This window comes from Bacillus sp. NPDC094106, from assembly GCF_044764345.1.
Taxonomy (GTDB): Bacteria; Bacillota; Bacilli; order Bacillales; family Bacillaceae_G; genus Bacillus_A.
In genome coordinates, this window is record NZ_JBIWHY010000016.1 from 41226 (window position 1) to 57277 (window position 16052).

Annotated in this window: 14 protein-coding genes, 1 pseudogene and 1 other annotated feature; of the genes and pseudogenes, 11 read left to right on the plus strand and 4 right to left on the minus strand. The window is 34.9% G+C overall.

Annotated elements, in window-relative coordinates:
- Positions 1–8 precede the first annotated feature (8 nt).
- The 4 genes from ACIQ7L_RS20995 to ACIQ7L_RS21010 all read left to right on the plus strand — a co-directional run bounded on the left by ACIQ7L_RS20995 (position 9) and on the right by ACIQ7L_RS21010 (position 2462).
- The gene (locus ACIQ7L_RS20995) at positions 9–1361 is read left to right on the plus strand and encodes an aminotransferase-like domain-containing protein (RefSeq protein ID WP_400571337.1); all 1353 of its coding nucleotides are present in this window, start codon (positions 9–11) and stop codon (positions 1359–1361) included.
- Between the two features lie 72 nt (positions 1362–1433).
- Entirely contained in the window at positions 1434–1589 is a 156-nt protein-coding gene (locus ACIQ7L_RS21000) for a hypothetical protein (RefSeq protein ID WP_400571338.1), read from the plus strand.
- 175 nt (positions 1590–1764) lie between these two features.
- Positions 1765–1902: a hypothetical protein gene (locus tag ACIQ7L_RS21005; protein WP_400571339.1), complete on the plus strand. Its 138-nt coding sequence runs from the start codon at positions 1765–1767 to the stop codon at positions 1900–1902.
- 17 nt (positions 1903–1919) lie between these two features.
- A complete protein-coding gene (locus ACIQ7L_RS21010; RefSeq protein ID WP_400571340.1) occupies positions 1920–2462 on the plus strand; it encodes a DUF1003 domain-containing protein in 543 nt (180 codons plus the stop codon).
- Between the two features lie 437 nt (positions 2463–2899).
- Here ACIQ7L_RS21010 and ACIQ7L_RS21015 read toward each other — a convergent pair whose 3' ends face one another.
- Entirely contained in the window at positions 2900–4267 is a 1368-nt protein-coding gene (locus ACIQ7L_RS21015) for an Nramp family divalent metal transporter (protein ID WP_400571341.1), read from the minus strand.
- Positions 4268–4486: 219 nt separating this feature from the next.
- On the opposite strand from ACIQ7L_RS21015, the gene ACIQ7L_RS21020 reads away from it, so the two are divergent.
- Positions 4487–4636, plus strand: a complete 150-nt coding sequence (locus ACIQ7L_RS21020) for a hypothetical protein (protein ID WP_400571342.1) — start codon at positions 4487–4489, stop codon at positions 4634–4636.
- A 148-nt stretch (positions 4637–4784) separates the two neighbouring features.
- On the opposite strand, the pseudogene ACIQ7L_RS21025 reads toward ACIQ7L_RS21020, so the two are convergent.
- Positions 4785–4874 (minus strand): annotated as a pseudogene (locus tag ACIQ7L_RS21025) (hypothetical protein); the annotation flags it as partial.
- Between the two features lie 93 nt (positions 4875–4967).
- Complete coding sequence (locus ACIQ7L_RS21030) at positions 4968–5951, minus strand: ketoacyl-ACP synthase III (RefSeq protein ID WP_400571343.1); 984 nt, start codon at positions 5949–5951, stop codon at positions 4968–4970.
- Between the two features lie 253 nt (positions 5952–6204).
- Here ACIQ7L_RS21030 and ACIQ7L_RS21035 point away from each other — a divergent pair, with 253 nt between their 5' ends.
- The 5 genes from ACIQ7L_RS21035 to ACIQ7L_RS21055 all read left to right on the plus strand — a co-directional run bounded on the left by ACIQ7L_RS21035 (position 6205) and on the right by ACIQ7L_RS21055 (position 11935).
- Positions 6205–6774 (plus strand): cobalamin biosynthesis protein CbiN, encoded by a 570-nt coding sequence (locus ACIQ7L_RS21035; RefSeq protein WP_400571344.1) that lies wholly within the window; start codon positions 6205–6207, stop codon positions 6772–6774.
- Positions 6775–6904: 130 nt separating this feature from the next.
- A complete protein-coding gene (locus ACIQ7L_RS21040) occupies positions 6905–7714 on the plus strand; it encodes a polyphosphate kinase 2 family protein (RefSeq protein ID WP_400571345.1) in 810 nt (269 codons plus the stop codon).
- A gap of 513 nt (positions 7715–8227) precedes the next feature.
- Positions 8228–9487 (plus strand): GTPase HflX, encoded by a 1260-nt coding sequence (gene hflX / locus ACIQ7L_RS21045; protein WP_400571346.1) that lies wholly within the window; start codon positions 8228–8230, stop codon positions 9485–9487.
- A gap of 266 nt (positions 9488–9753) precedes the next feature.
- The gene (locus ACIQ7L_RS21050) at positions 9754–10443 is read left to right on the plus strand and encodes a hypothetical protein (RefSeq protein ID WP_400571347.1); all 690 of its coding nucleotides are present in this window, start codon (positions 9754–9756) and stop codon (positions 10441–10443) included.
- A gap of 283 nt (positions 10444–10726) precedes the next feature.
- Positions 10727–11935 carry an MFS transporter gene (locus ACIQ7L_RS21055; protein WP_097896365.1) on the plus strand — a complete coding sequence of 403 codons (1209 nt, stop codon included), beginning with the start codon at positions 10727–10729 and terminating at the stop codon, positions 11933–11935.
- A 157-nt stretch (positions 11936–12092) separates the two neighbouring features.
- Here ACIQ7L_RS21055 and ACIQ7L_RS21060 read toward each other — a convergent pair whose 3' ends face one another.
- Positions 12093–13727 carry a putative polysaccharide biosynthesis protein gene (locus tag ACIQ7L_RS21060; RefSeq protein ID WP_400571348.1) on the minus strand — a complete coding sequence of 545 codons (1635 nt, stop codon included), beginning with the start codon at positions 13725–13727 and terminating at the stop codon, positions 12093–12095.
- Between the two features lie 228 nt (positions 13728–13955).
- Positions 13956–14179, plus strand: a binding site (T-box leader).
- 283 nt (positions 14180–14462) lie between these two features.
- On the opposite strand from ACIQ7L_RS21060, the gene ACIQ7L_RS21065 reads away from it, so the two are divergent.
- Positions 14463–15800, plus strand: coding sequence for a sodium-dependent transporter (locus tag ACIQ7L_RS21065; RefSeq protein ID WP_400571349.1), 1338 nt, complete (start codon positions 14463–14465; stop codon positions 15798–15800).
- The last annotated feature ends 252 nt before the right edge of the window (positions 15801–16052 follow it).

A 16052-nucleotide genomic window follows, 5' to 3' on the forward strand; every position in this document is an offset into this window, starting at 1 on the left:
GTATATAAATGCTGAAATATCAACAAATTATGGCTGATTTAATTCAAGCAATGGAACGAGGCGTATTAACGGAAGGATCTAAAATACCTTCTATACGTGAGTTGAAAAATCGATACTTTTGTAGTTCAGAAACAGTATTAAAGGCATTAAATGAATTAAAATATCAACATAGAATTTTTTCGATTCCTAAAAGTGGTTTTTACGTATTGTCTACATCTCATTATAAAAACATTAAAAAAACAACGATGATTGATTTTGCTACCGCTACACCGGAAAAGACAATGTTTCCGTATACAGAGTTTCAACATTGTTTAAACCAAGCTATTGAGATTCAACAAGGTGGGCTTTTTTCTTATGGTACGACAGTGAATGGGCTACCTTCATTAATTCAGGAAATACAAAAACTACTTGGACAATACCAAGTGTTTGCAAAGCATGGAAATATTGTGATTACAACAGGTACACAACAAGCGCTCTATATATTGACTCAAATTCATTTTCCAAATGAAGGGGATACCATTCTAATTGAACAGCCAACATATCATCTTTTTAATAGATTAATTGAAACTACAGGTGTAAAGTGTATAGGTATTAAGCGCGATGCAAACGGTATTGATTTCAATCAGTTAGAAAACATTTTTTCGAATCATCATATTAAATTTTTCTACACGATGCCTAGGTTCCATAATCCCCTTGGGACCTCATATAGTAAAAAGGAAAAACTAAACATTTTATCTTTGGCAAAAAAATATAATGTTTACATTGTGGAAGATGATTATTTAGCTGACTTTGACCTTGATACAAAAGCAGATCCTTTATTTGCTTATGATTTATGTGATCGAGTTATTTATCTAAAGAGCTTTTCCAAAATTATTTTTCCAGGATTAAGAATTGGAGTAACCGTACTTCCTGAAGATATTCTCAATAATTTTTTAACACTAAAACGAGTAATTGATTATGATACAAGCCTTATTACACAAGGTGCATTGGAACTTTACTTGAAAAGTGGTATGTTTCATACGCACAGTAAGCTGCTTGCAAAAAAATATGCGAAAAAATCGATACTATTACATCAAGAAATTAAAAGACAACTCAAACATTGTGAAATTAGCATTGACTATAAACGACCAATTTCTCCTGATACAAAGTTACATCTTGCTTTACCTCAAAATATTAATGCAACCGAATTGATTCAACGTTTACATGTTGAACATGTGCTAATGAAGCCTATTGATGAAAATTATTTATCAAATTTTTATAAAGAAAATATCATCAAAATAGATGCAAGAAATATAAATGCATCTCTCATTTCAACTGGCATTCAAACTATATTTCAAATAATATCTCGAATGAGAATGTAATAACTTATAAAAAGGAATGATATGAATGCCTTGTAAATATTTGTCCATTTTAAGTATAAAGGAGAGTAAATAATGAGCGGAGATTTTACAGAAAATCAACAACATAAAGAAAAAGTACCTTGGAAATTAGGGAAGCATCTAAACCACAATCATGTAGAAACGTTAAATAGACTAATAACAGATCACCATCAACGTATGTTTCATTTATTAAACAACAAGAGAACGTAAAGTATGATGGAAATATATAATTTAGGGTAAATTTATAAACCGTTGTTTAAATGCATTTTCTCTATATGGAATGTAAGATAATGAAAGTATAGTTTTCAATAATTACATAGTCAGAAGAGACAAGATAACATATAATGAGAAAGGATTTTAAAAAAAGGTGAGGTGGAACTGTTTTATGAGTAATCCGAGTATAGGAGAGTCGGATATAGAATCGACATTAGAGGCAGTCATACAACTGAATATTCGAAGCGGATTACTTTGTAGAAATAGTTACCGCTTCATGTGGATTTTGGAAAGATGGCTTCCTCTATAAGTGAGGAGGTTTGTACAATGGTACAAAAAATCTGGAATCAAATTAAAGGACAAAAAAAAGAAGCTACGAAAATTCAAGGTTTTGATATTGATTTAAACCAAGAAAGCTTATCACGTATTGACCGACTTGTAGATCGTTACGAGTCAGAAATCCTTCGCCAACTTGATAGTGCATATACACAACGAACAAAGTGGGCAGACCGACTAGCTGATAAAATTGCACAGTTTGGAGGTAGCTGGCGATTCATCACCTGGTTTGCATGTTTTCTTGGTTTCTGGATTATGTGGAATAGCCTGTCTATCACAAAAGGAACACACTTTGATGCTCCACCATTCATTTTACTGAACTTATGCTTATCTTTTATAGCAGCATTTCAAGCTCCTGTTATTATGATGAGTCAAAACCGTCAAGCTGCGCGTGATAAACATGAATCTGTTATTGACTTTGCGATTAATTATAAAGCAGAGCAAGAAATTGATGACATGCAAAGTCGGCTGCACCATATAGAGAGTGAATTAACGGAAATTAAAGACTTATTGAAACAATTAAAGGAAAAATAAATATATTGCTTTTAAGAAAATTCCCGATAACGGGATTTATGTAAAAGGTTGATATATATAAGTACAAATTGAAAAATTGCATAAAGCCTTTCTTTTTAGGTGGAAGAGAGAATCCGGCCATGCATAGAAGCGGTTAGACCCTTTTCTTGCCCCATGCCAAGTGAAACCAAAGAGAGAAAACGAGTGCAGGTCACTTTTTGTTCTTCATAGCCGCGACTTATATGCTGGAAAATTAAAATGGATATATCATAGAACTTTTAAAAAAAAAGAAAGATAGAAAACCTTCTGGTGAAACAGGAGGTTTTCTATTATGTTGATTAGTTTTTTGTTTCATTCTAATAAAGAAGAGTGAGAATAGAAGAACTCCCTTTAAACATAAAGGTTGAAGGGGATTTTTCTATTTTAATGGGAGTAATATCTTTATATTTAGAATGTTTTCATCCTGAAAATGTAGTAAAGAGTAGATATGCATTTAAAATAGCGATAATAATAGCAATGAACCAGGCGATCAATTTGGTCCAAAGTGAGTTTGTAAATTCACCCATTTTCTTTTTGTCACTAGTAAACATAATAAGTGGAATAACTGCAAATGAAAGTTGAAGAGATAGGATAACTTGACTTAATACTAAAAGATCCGTGGTTCCTTTTTCTCCATATATTAGTGTTACAATGACCGCAGGTATAATAGCGATTAAACGCGTAATTAAGCGGCGAATCCATGGGCGTAAACGAATTTTTAAAAAACCTTCCATTACAATTTGCCCAGCTAACGTTCCTGTTAATGTAGAATTTTGTCCTGAGGCTAATAAAGCAACGGCAAATAATACGCTCGCAACCCCACTTCCAAGAATCGGATTTAACAATTGATAGGCATCCTGAATTTCTGCTACTTCGGTATGCCCTGTTGTATGAAAGGCAGACGCTGCTAATATTAAAATTGATGCATTAATAAATAAAGCTAACATTAATGCGATCGTGGAGTCAATCACTGAAAACTTAATCGCTTCTCGTTTTCCTTTGGGCGTTTCTTCATAATTTCTCGTTTGTACGATAGAAGAATGTAAATACAAATTATGTGGCATAACCGTAGCTCCTAAAATTCCAAGTGCAATAAATAGCATTTCAGGATTTTGAATAATCTCTTTACTTGGAACAAATCCTTTTGCAATCTCATTCAGTTGTGGCTGCGACATAAAGAGTTCCACACCAAAACAAACGGAAATTGTTGCAATTAAACTAATGACAATAACTTCAATATAACGAAATCCTTTATTTTGTAATAAAAGTACTAATAAGATATCAAATGAAGTAATGCATACGCCCCATACAAGAGGAATATGAAATAAAAGGTTTAATGCGATAGCGGAACCTATCACTTCCGCTAAATCACAAGCTGCAATAGCTAATTCACATAGTATCCATAAAACAAATGACACAGGCTTACTGTAATGATCCCGACATGCTTGTGCTAAGTCTCTTCCTGTTACAATCCCTAACTTTGCAGATAGTGCTTGCAAAATAATAGCCATAAAGTTAGAAATCAAAATGACAGATAGTAATGTATAGTTATAAGCAGATCCTCCAGCTAACGATGTAGCCCAGTTCCCGGGATCCATGTATCCTACTGCAACAAGATAACCTGGTCCCATAAATGCAAGGAGCTTTCGAAGGGAATTTCCCTTCTTCGGTACCTTCATACTTTTATACACTTCTCGTAAGCTAGGATTGCTGTTGTGTTGCCGCCAACCTTCTCGATGTGATACAGCAACCGCCTCTTTCTTTTTGACTGTTTCTAATTCATCCATAACGTATCCTCTCCTTTTAACTTATTTTCATTTTGTTCACTGAAGGCGAAATGACAGATAGTGTAGTATTTTTATTTTTAAAAACCTAAAATATGGTTTTATTTTTTCTTTATGGAAAAAATATGGCGTGACACTTCGAAATTTTACCTAAACCAACTTTTTTAGTCTAATGTAAAAATATGATGTGTGATTAAATTTTATGCAAAAGGAAGAAGATAGGTGAGTATAAATAAGATTACCTTTGTCATGAAACATATGTACTTGTTAACAGACAACATAGGAAGCTTGAGAGGGATTCAATTGGTAATGCCTTTGGTGCTATTTTCAGTTGTATCTCGTATGATTCAACAGCCGAAACACGTAGGGTAAGTTTCCTATGAACGGTATGAGACAACAAAAGAAAAAACGATGTTAAATTCTTATACAACATCATGGTGGAAAACAAATTCACCTTAATTTGATGACGACATGGTGGTACCCACAAGTACAAAAAAATGGGTTCCAAATAGGAACCCATCTAATTATCTCCTTTTAATAGTCGCAGACCATTTGAAATAACGAGACTTGTACTCCCCTCATGACCGATAACGCCAAATAGAAGAGCCAAAAAATGATGTATTGAAAGAGGTTGCCCAAAAGTAGCTATTCAGCTACTTTTGGGATAACCTCCTGTATTTTTTAGCTGTATATTTTAAAGTTCCTAATGTAAATCCCACTTTATAATTAGTCCCAAATGTGTAAGTCCTCCGCCAAATCCATATAGTAAAATCGTATCACCATTGTTTAATGTTCCTTCTTTTCTAGCTAAGTCTAAGGCTAATGGAATAGAAACAGATGAGGTATTTCCCATGAATTTCACACTAGTTAAAGTTTTATCTAATGAAAATCCGGATTTATCACATATAGATTCAATCATTCGCAAATTAGCACTGTGTGGTACAAACCAATTTATATCATCCATTTGTAGGCCTGCTGCATGTAATAAGGTTTTCATACCCAGTGGTACAGTACGCACAGCCCATTTATAAACTTCTCTTCCGTTTTGTACCATTTTTCCATTTGTTTGTAGAGGTTTTTCATCCATGATAGTAGAAAGATTTGTTCTATATAGATGGATACCGCCTTCCCCGTTTGTTCCCATGTGAGAAGCGATAAAACTTGGTTTTTCCTCATCTCTTTCCAATAAAAAAGCTCCGGATCCGTCACCAAATAAAATACAGGTGGTGCGGTCTGTATAATCCGTTACTTTTGATAATGTTTCTGTAGCTACGACTAAAACTTTACGATGGGATCCAGCAGTAATTAAATTATTAGCCACATGTAATCCATAAGTAAAGCCAGCGCAGGTAGCGTTTAAATCAAAAGCAAGTGTATGAGGAATGTGAAAATGATTTTGGATTTGACATGCTACACTTGGAAACACATAGTCAGGAGTAGTTGTGGCTACGATGATACAATCAACGTCTTCTAAAGTTTTTTTATATGTTTCAGTTAAATTTTTAATAGCTTTGAAAGCTAAATTTGATGCGAATTCTTGTTCACCGGCAATTCTTCTTTCCTTCATTCCCGTTCTTTGTACAATCCATTCATCGCTAGTATCAACCAGTTTTTCTAAATCATCATTTGACAACTTTTGTTCTGGAACATAAGTCCCAATTGCTGTAATACGAGCTGTGGAGTTCATTCCAACATCCCCTGTCCTTTGGATTTATAACTTGATATTAGTACTAGGTTATAAAAATGTCAATAGTCTGTAATTTTATAGTTGTTATATTTTAAAGACGGATATAAGGCTCAAGTTGGACATATAGATGGGCTGTTGAGTATGACGTGGTAAAAGAAACTCTTTATTTTTGAATAGAGGAATTTGACGTGTTTTATAAAATACTATAAATAAACTTTATGATATAAGGAAATCTAGAAGGGGTATGATGTAGTTGAATAGGATTGTCTATGTGATATGGTTTGCGATATTTTTTAGTAGTATTTTTATAATTTCAACAGAGCGCGCTTATGCCTGTGACTGCGTGAAGACAACAGCAGAGGAGTCATTTAAGAAAGGTGATGCGGTATTTGAAGGGGAAGTACTCGAAATTCGAGAATGGAAAGAAAAGAATGAGGTAGGTCAAGCAATATTATTTGAAGTGAAGAAAAACTGGAAAGGTGCAGATTCTTCTCAAGTAATTGTTTATACAAGTGGCGGTACTTGTGCATTTCTTTTTTCGAAAGGGGAGAATTATCTTGTGTTTTCTTCTCAGCGTGGGGAAGAAAAGCAGCTATATACTTCTAGTTGTAGTAGAACGAAACAAGTGGCTCAAGCAGAAGGAGATATATCTATTTTGAATCAATTTGCTAAAGGGATTACTCCAACGAAACAAGTGGATCTTAAAGTTAATAGGCAGAATTGTTCAAACATAAATAGCGTGGTTATGTTTTCTAGTATAGGGGCATTTTTACTTATAATTGTTTTGAGTATGTTTCTAATAAGACGTATGCGCAAAAAATGATGAATAGAGAAAATACAGATTTTCTTTGTTGTAATATACATATTGGTATTTTTTAAAGAAAGATATACACGCAAAATACTGAAAATTATGTTAAAATAGTGTTAATTAAGTAAAAAGGGGGATTATTTACATGAAAAAAGACCGTCTTGCTCAAATAGATTTAACGAAAAGAATTGAATCAAAATCTAAGTACAATAAGAAGCTGGAAAGATATCAAAGGCGCTTATTGGCACTACAGCAGATTTTAAAAAAAGAAAAAATAGCCGTTATTATGGCTATGGAAGGTTGGGATGCAGCAGGGAAGGGAGGAGCAATTAAACGAATTACTGAGCATCTTGATCCGCGTGGATTTCAAGTAAATCCAATTGGTGCACCTGCTCCCCATGAAAAACGTTATCATTATATGCAAAGGTTTTGGCGGAAAATTCCGCAATATGGTCAAATCACTATTTTCGATCGCTCTTGGTACGGTCGTGTATTGGTTGAACGCGTAGAAGGCTTTGCTACAAAAGAAGAGTGGACTAGAGCATACGATGAAATCAATGATTTCGAAAAACTATTAACAGATGATCGTTACATAGTATCAAAGTTCTTCTATCATATTAGTAAAGATGAACAGTTAGTACGATTTAAAGATCGAGAGAAAAATCCTCTTAAGAGATGGAAAATTACAGATGAAGATTGGCGCAATCGTGAAAAGTGGGATGAATATGTCGAGGCAATGGAAGAGATGTTTGAAAAAACAGATAAACCAAATGCAAGATGGAATATTATTGCTAGTAACGATAAATTATATGCGCGTGTGAAAACATTGAAAGTGATCATTTCATTAATTGAGGACTATTTCTTAGAACATGAAATAGAACTGCCAGCATACTATCATGAAATGAAAGAAGAAAAGCAAGAAGAGATCGAACACGTGCACGATGTGGGGCGTTAAATTTATAATAAGATGTATGTGCAAAAAATGAAGAATACGCTAGAAAAATAATGATTTTCTTTATGCCCAAAAGTGAAGGTTATTGTTGTGAAAACTACATAATTATGCTAAAATTTATGTAACTTTTAATGAACGGAGGGGTCTCCTTTGATCTTAATCAGATTACGTCTCAATACTTTGTGCCGATAATTGAATAGCGCTCAAAGGCTCTGTCTGTGTACAGAGTAAACGGGATTGGTCTGCCTATTTTAAAGGAACCCTTTATTGAACTTATATGTGAAAAGAGGGAGGGACGAATACGCCCTCTTTTTGTTTTGCCTTTATAAATAGAATGAGATGGTATAGGTGTATACTTGTTTTTGATACGTATACCATTGGGGACTTATTGACCTTGTAATAGGACGGAGGCGTCGCTTTCTCCTATTTCTTTGGTGTACTCTCATCCGTTTACGAAAAACACAGGCAGTGACCTGTGTTTTTTATTTTACGTAATCGAAATGGAGGAATAAATATATGGAAGAACTAGTACAAAAAGCGATATTAGTTGGTGTTAATTTAAATAATGAAAGTGATTTTGAATATTCGATGGAGGAGTTAGCAAATCTTGCGGAAGCATGTGATGTGGAAGTTCTAGGGCAAGTTACGCAAAATTTACATCGCGTAAATCCATCACATTATATTGGAACAGGGAAAATTGAAGAAGTTTCCGCTTTTGTGAAGGAAGCAGATGCGAATATGGTTATTTTTAATGATGAGTTATCACCTTCGCAAATTCGAAATTTGGAAGCCGACTTAGATTGTAAAGTCATTGATCGTACCATTTTAATTCTAGATATTTTTGCGCAGCGTGCTAAGACGAAAGAAGCACAGTTGCAAGTTGAAGTAGCACATTTACAATACATGATGCCACGCTTAATCGGTCTTCGTGAATCGTTAGGAAGACAGAGCGGCGGTGTTGGTACGAAAAACAAAGGTGTCGGCGAGAAGAAATTAGAGCTAGATCGTCGTAAGATTGAAGAGCAAATTGCAGTGTTAAATAAAGAATTAGAAGCTCTTGTTGCGCAGCGCCAAACGCAGCGTAAACAGCGTAAGAAAAATGAAATTCCGGTTGTTTCATTAGTAGGGTATACAAATGCGGGTAAGTCAACGATGATGAATACGATGCTCGAGATCTTTAACGGATCCGTAGAGAAACAAGTATTTGAAAAAGATATGTTATTTGCGACACTAGAAACATCGGTGCGAAATATTCAGCTTCCTGATAATAAATCATTCTTATTAACAGATACAGTTGGTTTTGTAAGTAAATTACCGCACCATCTTGTGAAAGCATTCCGTTCTACATTAGAAGAAGTGGCTGAGGCAGATTTACTCATTCATGTTGTGGATTATGCAAATCCAAATTATGAACAATTGATTGAGATTACAAATCAAACACTAAAACAAATTGGTGTTGAAAATATCCCGACGATTTATGCGTATAACAAATCAGATATGATGGATGTTGAAATCCCGAAAGTTCAGGATAATCGTGTGTACCTATCTGCAAAGCAACACGTTGGGATAGAAGAACTTGTAGAAATGATTCGTTCACATATTTACAAAGAGTATACAAAATGTGAGATGTTAATTCCTTATGATCAAGGGCAAGTTGTTTCTTATTTCAATGATCATGCACATGTTGTATCTACAAGTTATGAAAATGAAGGTACGAAAATTTCACTCGAATGTAAGACGAGTGATTTTGAGAAGTATAAGCGTTTTGTAATCTAAAGTGAAAAAGGCATCGATTGTGTTTGAAAATCACTAGATATAATAAAAATATTAATGAATGAAGAAAAGTTATATAATTTTGTAGGTTTTAAGAGGATAGATGAAAGCAGGGGATACTTTGCTTCATCTATCCTTATTTTTGTACTACATATAGCATCATTTACTTAATAAGAATCTTATTTACCAACTATTTATTTCTGTATTACAATATAACTGAAAAGATAAATAAAACTGACAATTTAAAACAAAATAGGGAGTGTGTAATCATGGATCGAATTTATTTTGTGGACAATCCTTGGCCTAATGGTCATCGAATAATTAACTTTGAGTGGGGTGCACATTTTAAATACGGAGAAGAATTGGGAGAAAAAGCGGGTTTGTATTTTGATTTACATTTAGAGACTGCAGACTATTATGAAGAAGATAAGGGTGAGGATGAAGACGCAGAAGATGAAGCAGAGAGCGATTGGCAGGCGAAGATTGTATGGAACAACTATCATAGTTGTACTTTGTCGTCAGAAGAGTGGAATTATAAGGGCTTTCGCGTAGGAAGTGACGAGGCACCATTTGATTTGGAAATGCTAGATGGAAAGGAATATATAATCGATTTTTTATCCAAAGAAGAACAGGAAGATTTGGATTTAGATATGACTGCATTTGATGTTTATTTGCTTGGTCATGATGCTTCAGGCTTTCATAGTATTAAGTTTACTAGATTAGAAAGACAGGCTTATCAAATTGAATGGAAAGGTAAATTGGCACTTGCCTATGTTGGTGATCACGAATTCAAATATGATTTTCATACAATCATTTCGTCTGCGTCATTTAGAGGGATTTCGATTCCTAATGAAATCACAGATCATAGAGCTTATGAGCTTCTAAGACGCTTTGTCAGCAACCCAGCATTATTTGAATTGCAGAATGATAATGGCAATAGACGATTTGTATTCAAATAACGAGATGATTTATCCCGCATTAACGGGCAAGTAATACTCCCACCTAAAAAGAGGGGTTTTATGTCAGTTTTTAATTGATGTATATATAAAGAAAATTGCTGTAATAAAATCCGACAAAATATATCTGAATACATAGTTTTAACAGGAGGCGTAATCATGCAAAGTTACGTTGCTGGAAAAAGTAACAAAATCAGTATAGAATAAAAAATTAGAAATTAGTTTAGCAGGTGTAAGTAATGCTAATGTACTACATTTACTTTGTTTTGAAGGAGGAGAGTGAAATATGCAGGCAGTTTCAAAGGAAAATACAGTAGCCTCACCAACGATATATCGTATTTTATTTGCGATTAGTTTCGGTCATTTTTTAAATGATTCCATGCAAGCTGTTGTACCGGCTCTGTTTCCTATTTTGGAAAAAACGATGAATTTGTCTTATATGCAGGTAGGGTGGATTGCGTTTGCATTAAATATGACGTCATCGATTATGCAGCCGGTATTTGGAATGTATTCAGATAAGAAGCCATCACCATTTTTATTACCGCTCGGTATGTTTTCTAGTATGCTTGGGATGATTGGACTTGCGTTTGCACCAAACTTTATTATTGTTATTATTTCTGTTTTATTTATTGGGTTAGGATCAGCGGTCTTTCATCCTGAGGGAGCACGTGTTGCTTATATGGCAGCGGGTGCAAAGCGTGGTTTAGCGCAGTCTATTTATCAAGTAGGAGGAAATACAGGGAATTCCCTTGCGCCAATTTTTACAGCGCTAATTTTTGTTCCACTTGGTCAAATAGGAGCGCTTGGTTTCACAGGATTTGCGGCGGTTGGTATTGCATTGTTAATTTTCGTTTCAAGCTGGTACAAAAATGAATTAATCAATGGCGCTGTGCGCAGAAAGAAACGGGCTGCACTTGAGGCTGAAAATGCGATTGTTAGTACGCATATTAAATTTGTAATTGTCCTTCTTGTGTTCTTGACCTTTGTACGTTCTTGGTATGGAGCTGGTATCGGGAATTTTTATCAGTTTTATTTAATTGAACATTACGGTTTGTCTATTAAAAATGCGCAGTACTTCGTATTTGCCTTTATGATTGCTGGAGTACTTGGAACATTCTTTGGTGGACCGTTAGCAGACCGATTTGGTAAGAAAAATATTATCGTATTTTCAATGCTTGGTTCTGCACCACTTGCGCTTTTATTACCACATGTTTCGCTTACGTGGGTCGTACCGTTATTTATCTGTATTGGTTTTATTAGTTCTAGTAGTTTTAGTGTTATTGTTGTGTATGCACAAGAACTTGTCCCAGGAAAAGTTGGAATGGTATCAGGTTTAATTGTTGGCCTTGCATTTGGTCTGGGAGCATTAGGTGCTGTTGTTCTTGGGAAATTAGCAGATGTTTATAGTTTGCAATTTATTATGGTATTGTGTAGTTGTTTACCATTAATTGGACTTACGTCATGGTTACTGCCAAGCGATCGAAAACCACTATAGAATAGGGGATGTACTATGATAGCCAAACGATTAGATATTGGTAAGAAAGTGTTATGTATTGCATATCAGGAGAACGTTATTTAAGTATGGGATTGTTTGAATAATTTTTTTAGACTAGAAAAAGGTGTAGCTATTTGTAAGCTACACCTTTTTTATGTTAATTTACGAACTTTTTTAGTACAGGTAAACGGTTAATACGATCACCAATAATATGTGACGCAAGTCCGCTTGTTAATACGAAAATAAGGTAGACAAAACCTCCAACTGCACCGCATATGATAACGATGAGTAATGATTCGATATAAGGCTGTCCAGGAATTAACCATCCTATCATCGCTTTTAATCCTATTACGACAGCAGACATTGCTGCGGAGTAAATTGTAATAAGAAATACTGTTTTAGCTGTTTCTGCAATTTTAAATTTCGCAAATTTAACGATGCAATATAACATAATGATATCAGAAACAAGATATCCAAGAATTGTTCCAAGCACTGCACCATGTCCGCCTAATAAGTGTAGAAGTGGTGTATTTACAACGATTTTTACGAGAATACCAACTGAGAAGGCGATCATTGTTTTTCGTTGATAATCAATACCTTGTAGGATAGCTGCTGAAACAGTGAAAATTGCACTTAGTACTGCTGATGGCGCATAAGAAATTAAATATTGCGATCCGCCTAAAGCTGTATCAGGACTCATATATACCATGCGGAATGCATCATACGCGATGCTAGCAAGCCCGAATGCAGCAGGTATTGTAAAGAATAGTAGCACTTGGAAAATCTTTGTGATTTGTTCTTGTAATTCTTCTAGTTTCCCGCTTGTAAATGATTTTGTTATCGCTGGAATAATGGTAAGTGAAAATCCAGTTGCGAGTGAAGCAGGAATCATAATTAATTTTTGAGCATAGTTCGTTATATAAGCGAAGATCGCATTCGCAGTTTCAAGTGGTGTTCCAATTGCCCTTAGTGCATCTGCAACTGTATATTGATCCACTAATGTATACAGTGGAATGGCAATCCCTACAAATACAATTGGAATCGCGTAACGAAGTAATTCCATATAGAGATTTTTTAAAGGAATATTTGATGACCTTGACTTCAGTTCACCTTCAGGTGGTTTTAAATGATCATACTTCTTCCAATACATGATTAAAATCGAAACGCTGGCAATTGCTCCAATGACAGCGCCAAATGTAGCGACTGCAACGGAAGAAGCTACAGAACCACCTAGTAACTTTGAAACGATAAAACTACCAACTAAAATGAAAACAACACGGGCAATTTGTTCTACAACTTGAGAAACAGCACTTGGTTTCATATGTTGGAAACCTTGGAAGTATCCACGTGTAACACTCATCGCGGGTACAATGATGAGTGCGAAGCTTAATGCTCGCATTGTCAGTGTGACGTCAGCGATAAATTGTGGATCAGGTGTTTTCGACCGAATAATGAATTGTGATACGTAAGGTGCACCGATAAATAAAATTAAAAATCCAGCGAACCCCATGAGCATCATTAGTTTTACACTGGAATTATACAGTTTTTTACTTGTGCTGTAGTCACCTAATGCATTATATTTCGCAACAAATTTAGATACGGCAATTGGAATACCAGCCGTTGAAAAGCTAAGTAAAATACCATACCAAGAATATGCATACGCATATAAAGCAACCCCTTGTTCCCCAACTAATAATTGAAAAGGGAAAAAGTATATAAAACCTAAAATACGCGAAATCATTGTGGCACCGCTTAGTAAAGCAGTCCCTTTTAAAACTTTTGAAGTAGACAACGTTTTTCCTCCTACTCGTGCTGCATTACAATCATCCTATACTACTATAAACCTGTCGGTGTATTTAATAAAGTATAAACCATAAGTAATGTAATACTATTCATAGAAAAGTCATATTTTGAATTTTAATGGCGAAAACTAGAGATATAATACATGAAAATTCAAAAAATAAGTTGACACTATTTTTAATGTGTGATAAAAATGATAGTAATTAATTTGAAAAATAATATTTGAGCAATGAAAGGGTAAAGTAGTGAAAATCTCCCTATCTCAGAGAGCTGATGGTTGGTGTGAATCAGTATATAGGTTATTCATGAAGTTCGTCCTGGAGCATCTTTCATAAATCTCACATTGTGAGGAAATGAAAGACGGTAGTGTATGCCGTTATCAAATAAAGTGGTGAAGAATTTTTTCACAACTAGGGTGGTACCGCGATATATATCGTCCCTACGTTTTTACGTAGGGGCGTTTTTTATTTTGGGATTATTCTCGTTGTAGCTTCATAACTAGGGTGGTACCGCGATATTTTGTCGTCCCTACGTTTTACGTAGGGACGATTTTTATTTCGTTAGCTTCTCAGTATTCTTCACAACTAGGGTGGTACCGCGATATTTTTATCGTCCCTACGTTTTTGTAGGGGCGATTTTTTATTTTCGAAAGGAAGTGGATAGAACAATATGAGTAAGGCTGAAATGTAATAAAAAGAAAAAATAGAAAAAGAGAGGAGATAGAAAAATGAATTCACAGCAATGGACATCGAAATTAGGCTTTGTTTTAGCGGCAGCAGGTTCAGCAATTGGTCTTGGCGCAATTTGGAAGTTTCCATACATGGCTGGTATTGGAGGAGGCGGTGCGTTCTTCCTTATTTTCATCGGTTTTACTTTACTGATTGGTTTACCTTTATTGTTAGCAGAATTTGTGATAGGAAGAAGCACACAAAAAGAGGCTGTTGATGCGTATAGAGATATCGCTCCTAATACATTATGGCCGTGGGTTGGTAAGTTAGGGATTGTAACATGTTTCATATTACTTTCTTTCTACAGTGTTGTGGGAGGGTGGATTTTATTATATTTATGGAATGCCATTACAGGTAGACTATGGGAAGGGAATGGTGCGTACGAAGCAACATTTGGTGAAATCATTTCCAATCCATATTTAGCAGTCGGAGCACAGCTATTATTTATTCTTATTACTATTTTTATTGTAAGTAAAGGTGTACAAAACGGTGTTGAAAAAGTAAATAAATATTTTATGCCAGCACTATTTGTTTTATTCTTTGTATTAATTGTTCGTGCTCTTACATTAGATGGAGCGGGAGAAGGGGTACGCTTCTTCTTACAACCTGATTTCTCACATGTAACGTCTGAAATTATTTTATATGCGATGGGACAATCGTTCTTCTCGTTATCTGTCGGTGTAGCAGTAATGGTGACGTACAGCTCGTACTTACCGAAAGAAGAAAGCTTACCACGTTCAGCATTTTCAATTGTTGGTTTAACACTTGTTATTACATTGCTTGCTGGACTGGCAATTTTCCCGGTTGTATTTGCGTTTGGCATAGAGCCGTCTCAAGGACCAGGACTACTATTTATTGTATTGCCAGCTATTTTTAGTAAAATGGCATTCGGAAAATTATTCTTTATTGTTTTCTTATTACTATTCTTCTTTGCGACTGTAACATCAGCAATCTCTATGCTTGAAATTAGCGTTGCTTCTTTAACAACAAAAGGTAAAGGAAAGCGCGAAAAAATGGCATTGCTTGTTGGACTGTTAATCTTTGTTGTTGGGATTCCATCAGCGCTATCATATGGTGTATTAAGCGATGTGAAGCTCTTTGGGAAAACAGTTTTTGATTTAGCAGACTTTACAGTAAGTAACGTTCTTATGCCGCTTGGCGTGTTACTAGTTGCGATTTTCGTTCCACTGAAGATGAAGAAAGACGTATTAATGAAAGAACTGGGAGTAAGTAAAAGCAAAGGATATAAATTGTTTGTATTATGGTTATTCTTACTTCGCTATATAGCACCAATTGCGATTATTATTGTATTTTTAAATGTAATTGGGATTATTTAATGTAATGATTCTTTTCATCTCATGAAGCGGCCTCATATTATCTTTAGTTTCAATTTGTATGTATGATATCAAAATCAATGAATTGTTTCTTGTTAAAGTAGGATGCAAGAAAGAAAAAGTTGTCATATAATAAGAAACAAACGGTATATTGGGAGGTGTTGATATGGCAATTACAATACAGTTGCCAGACACTGCAGCGTCTCATGCAAAGCCAAGTATGGAAACGGCGATACTTTGCGTGAGGTAGACAAG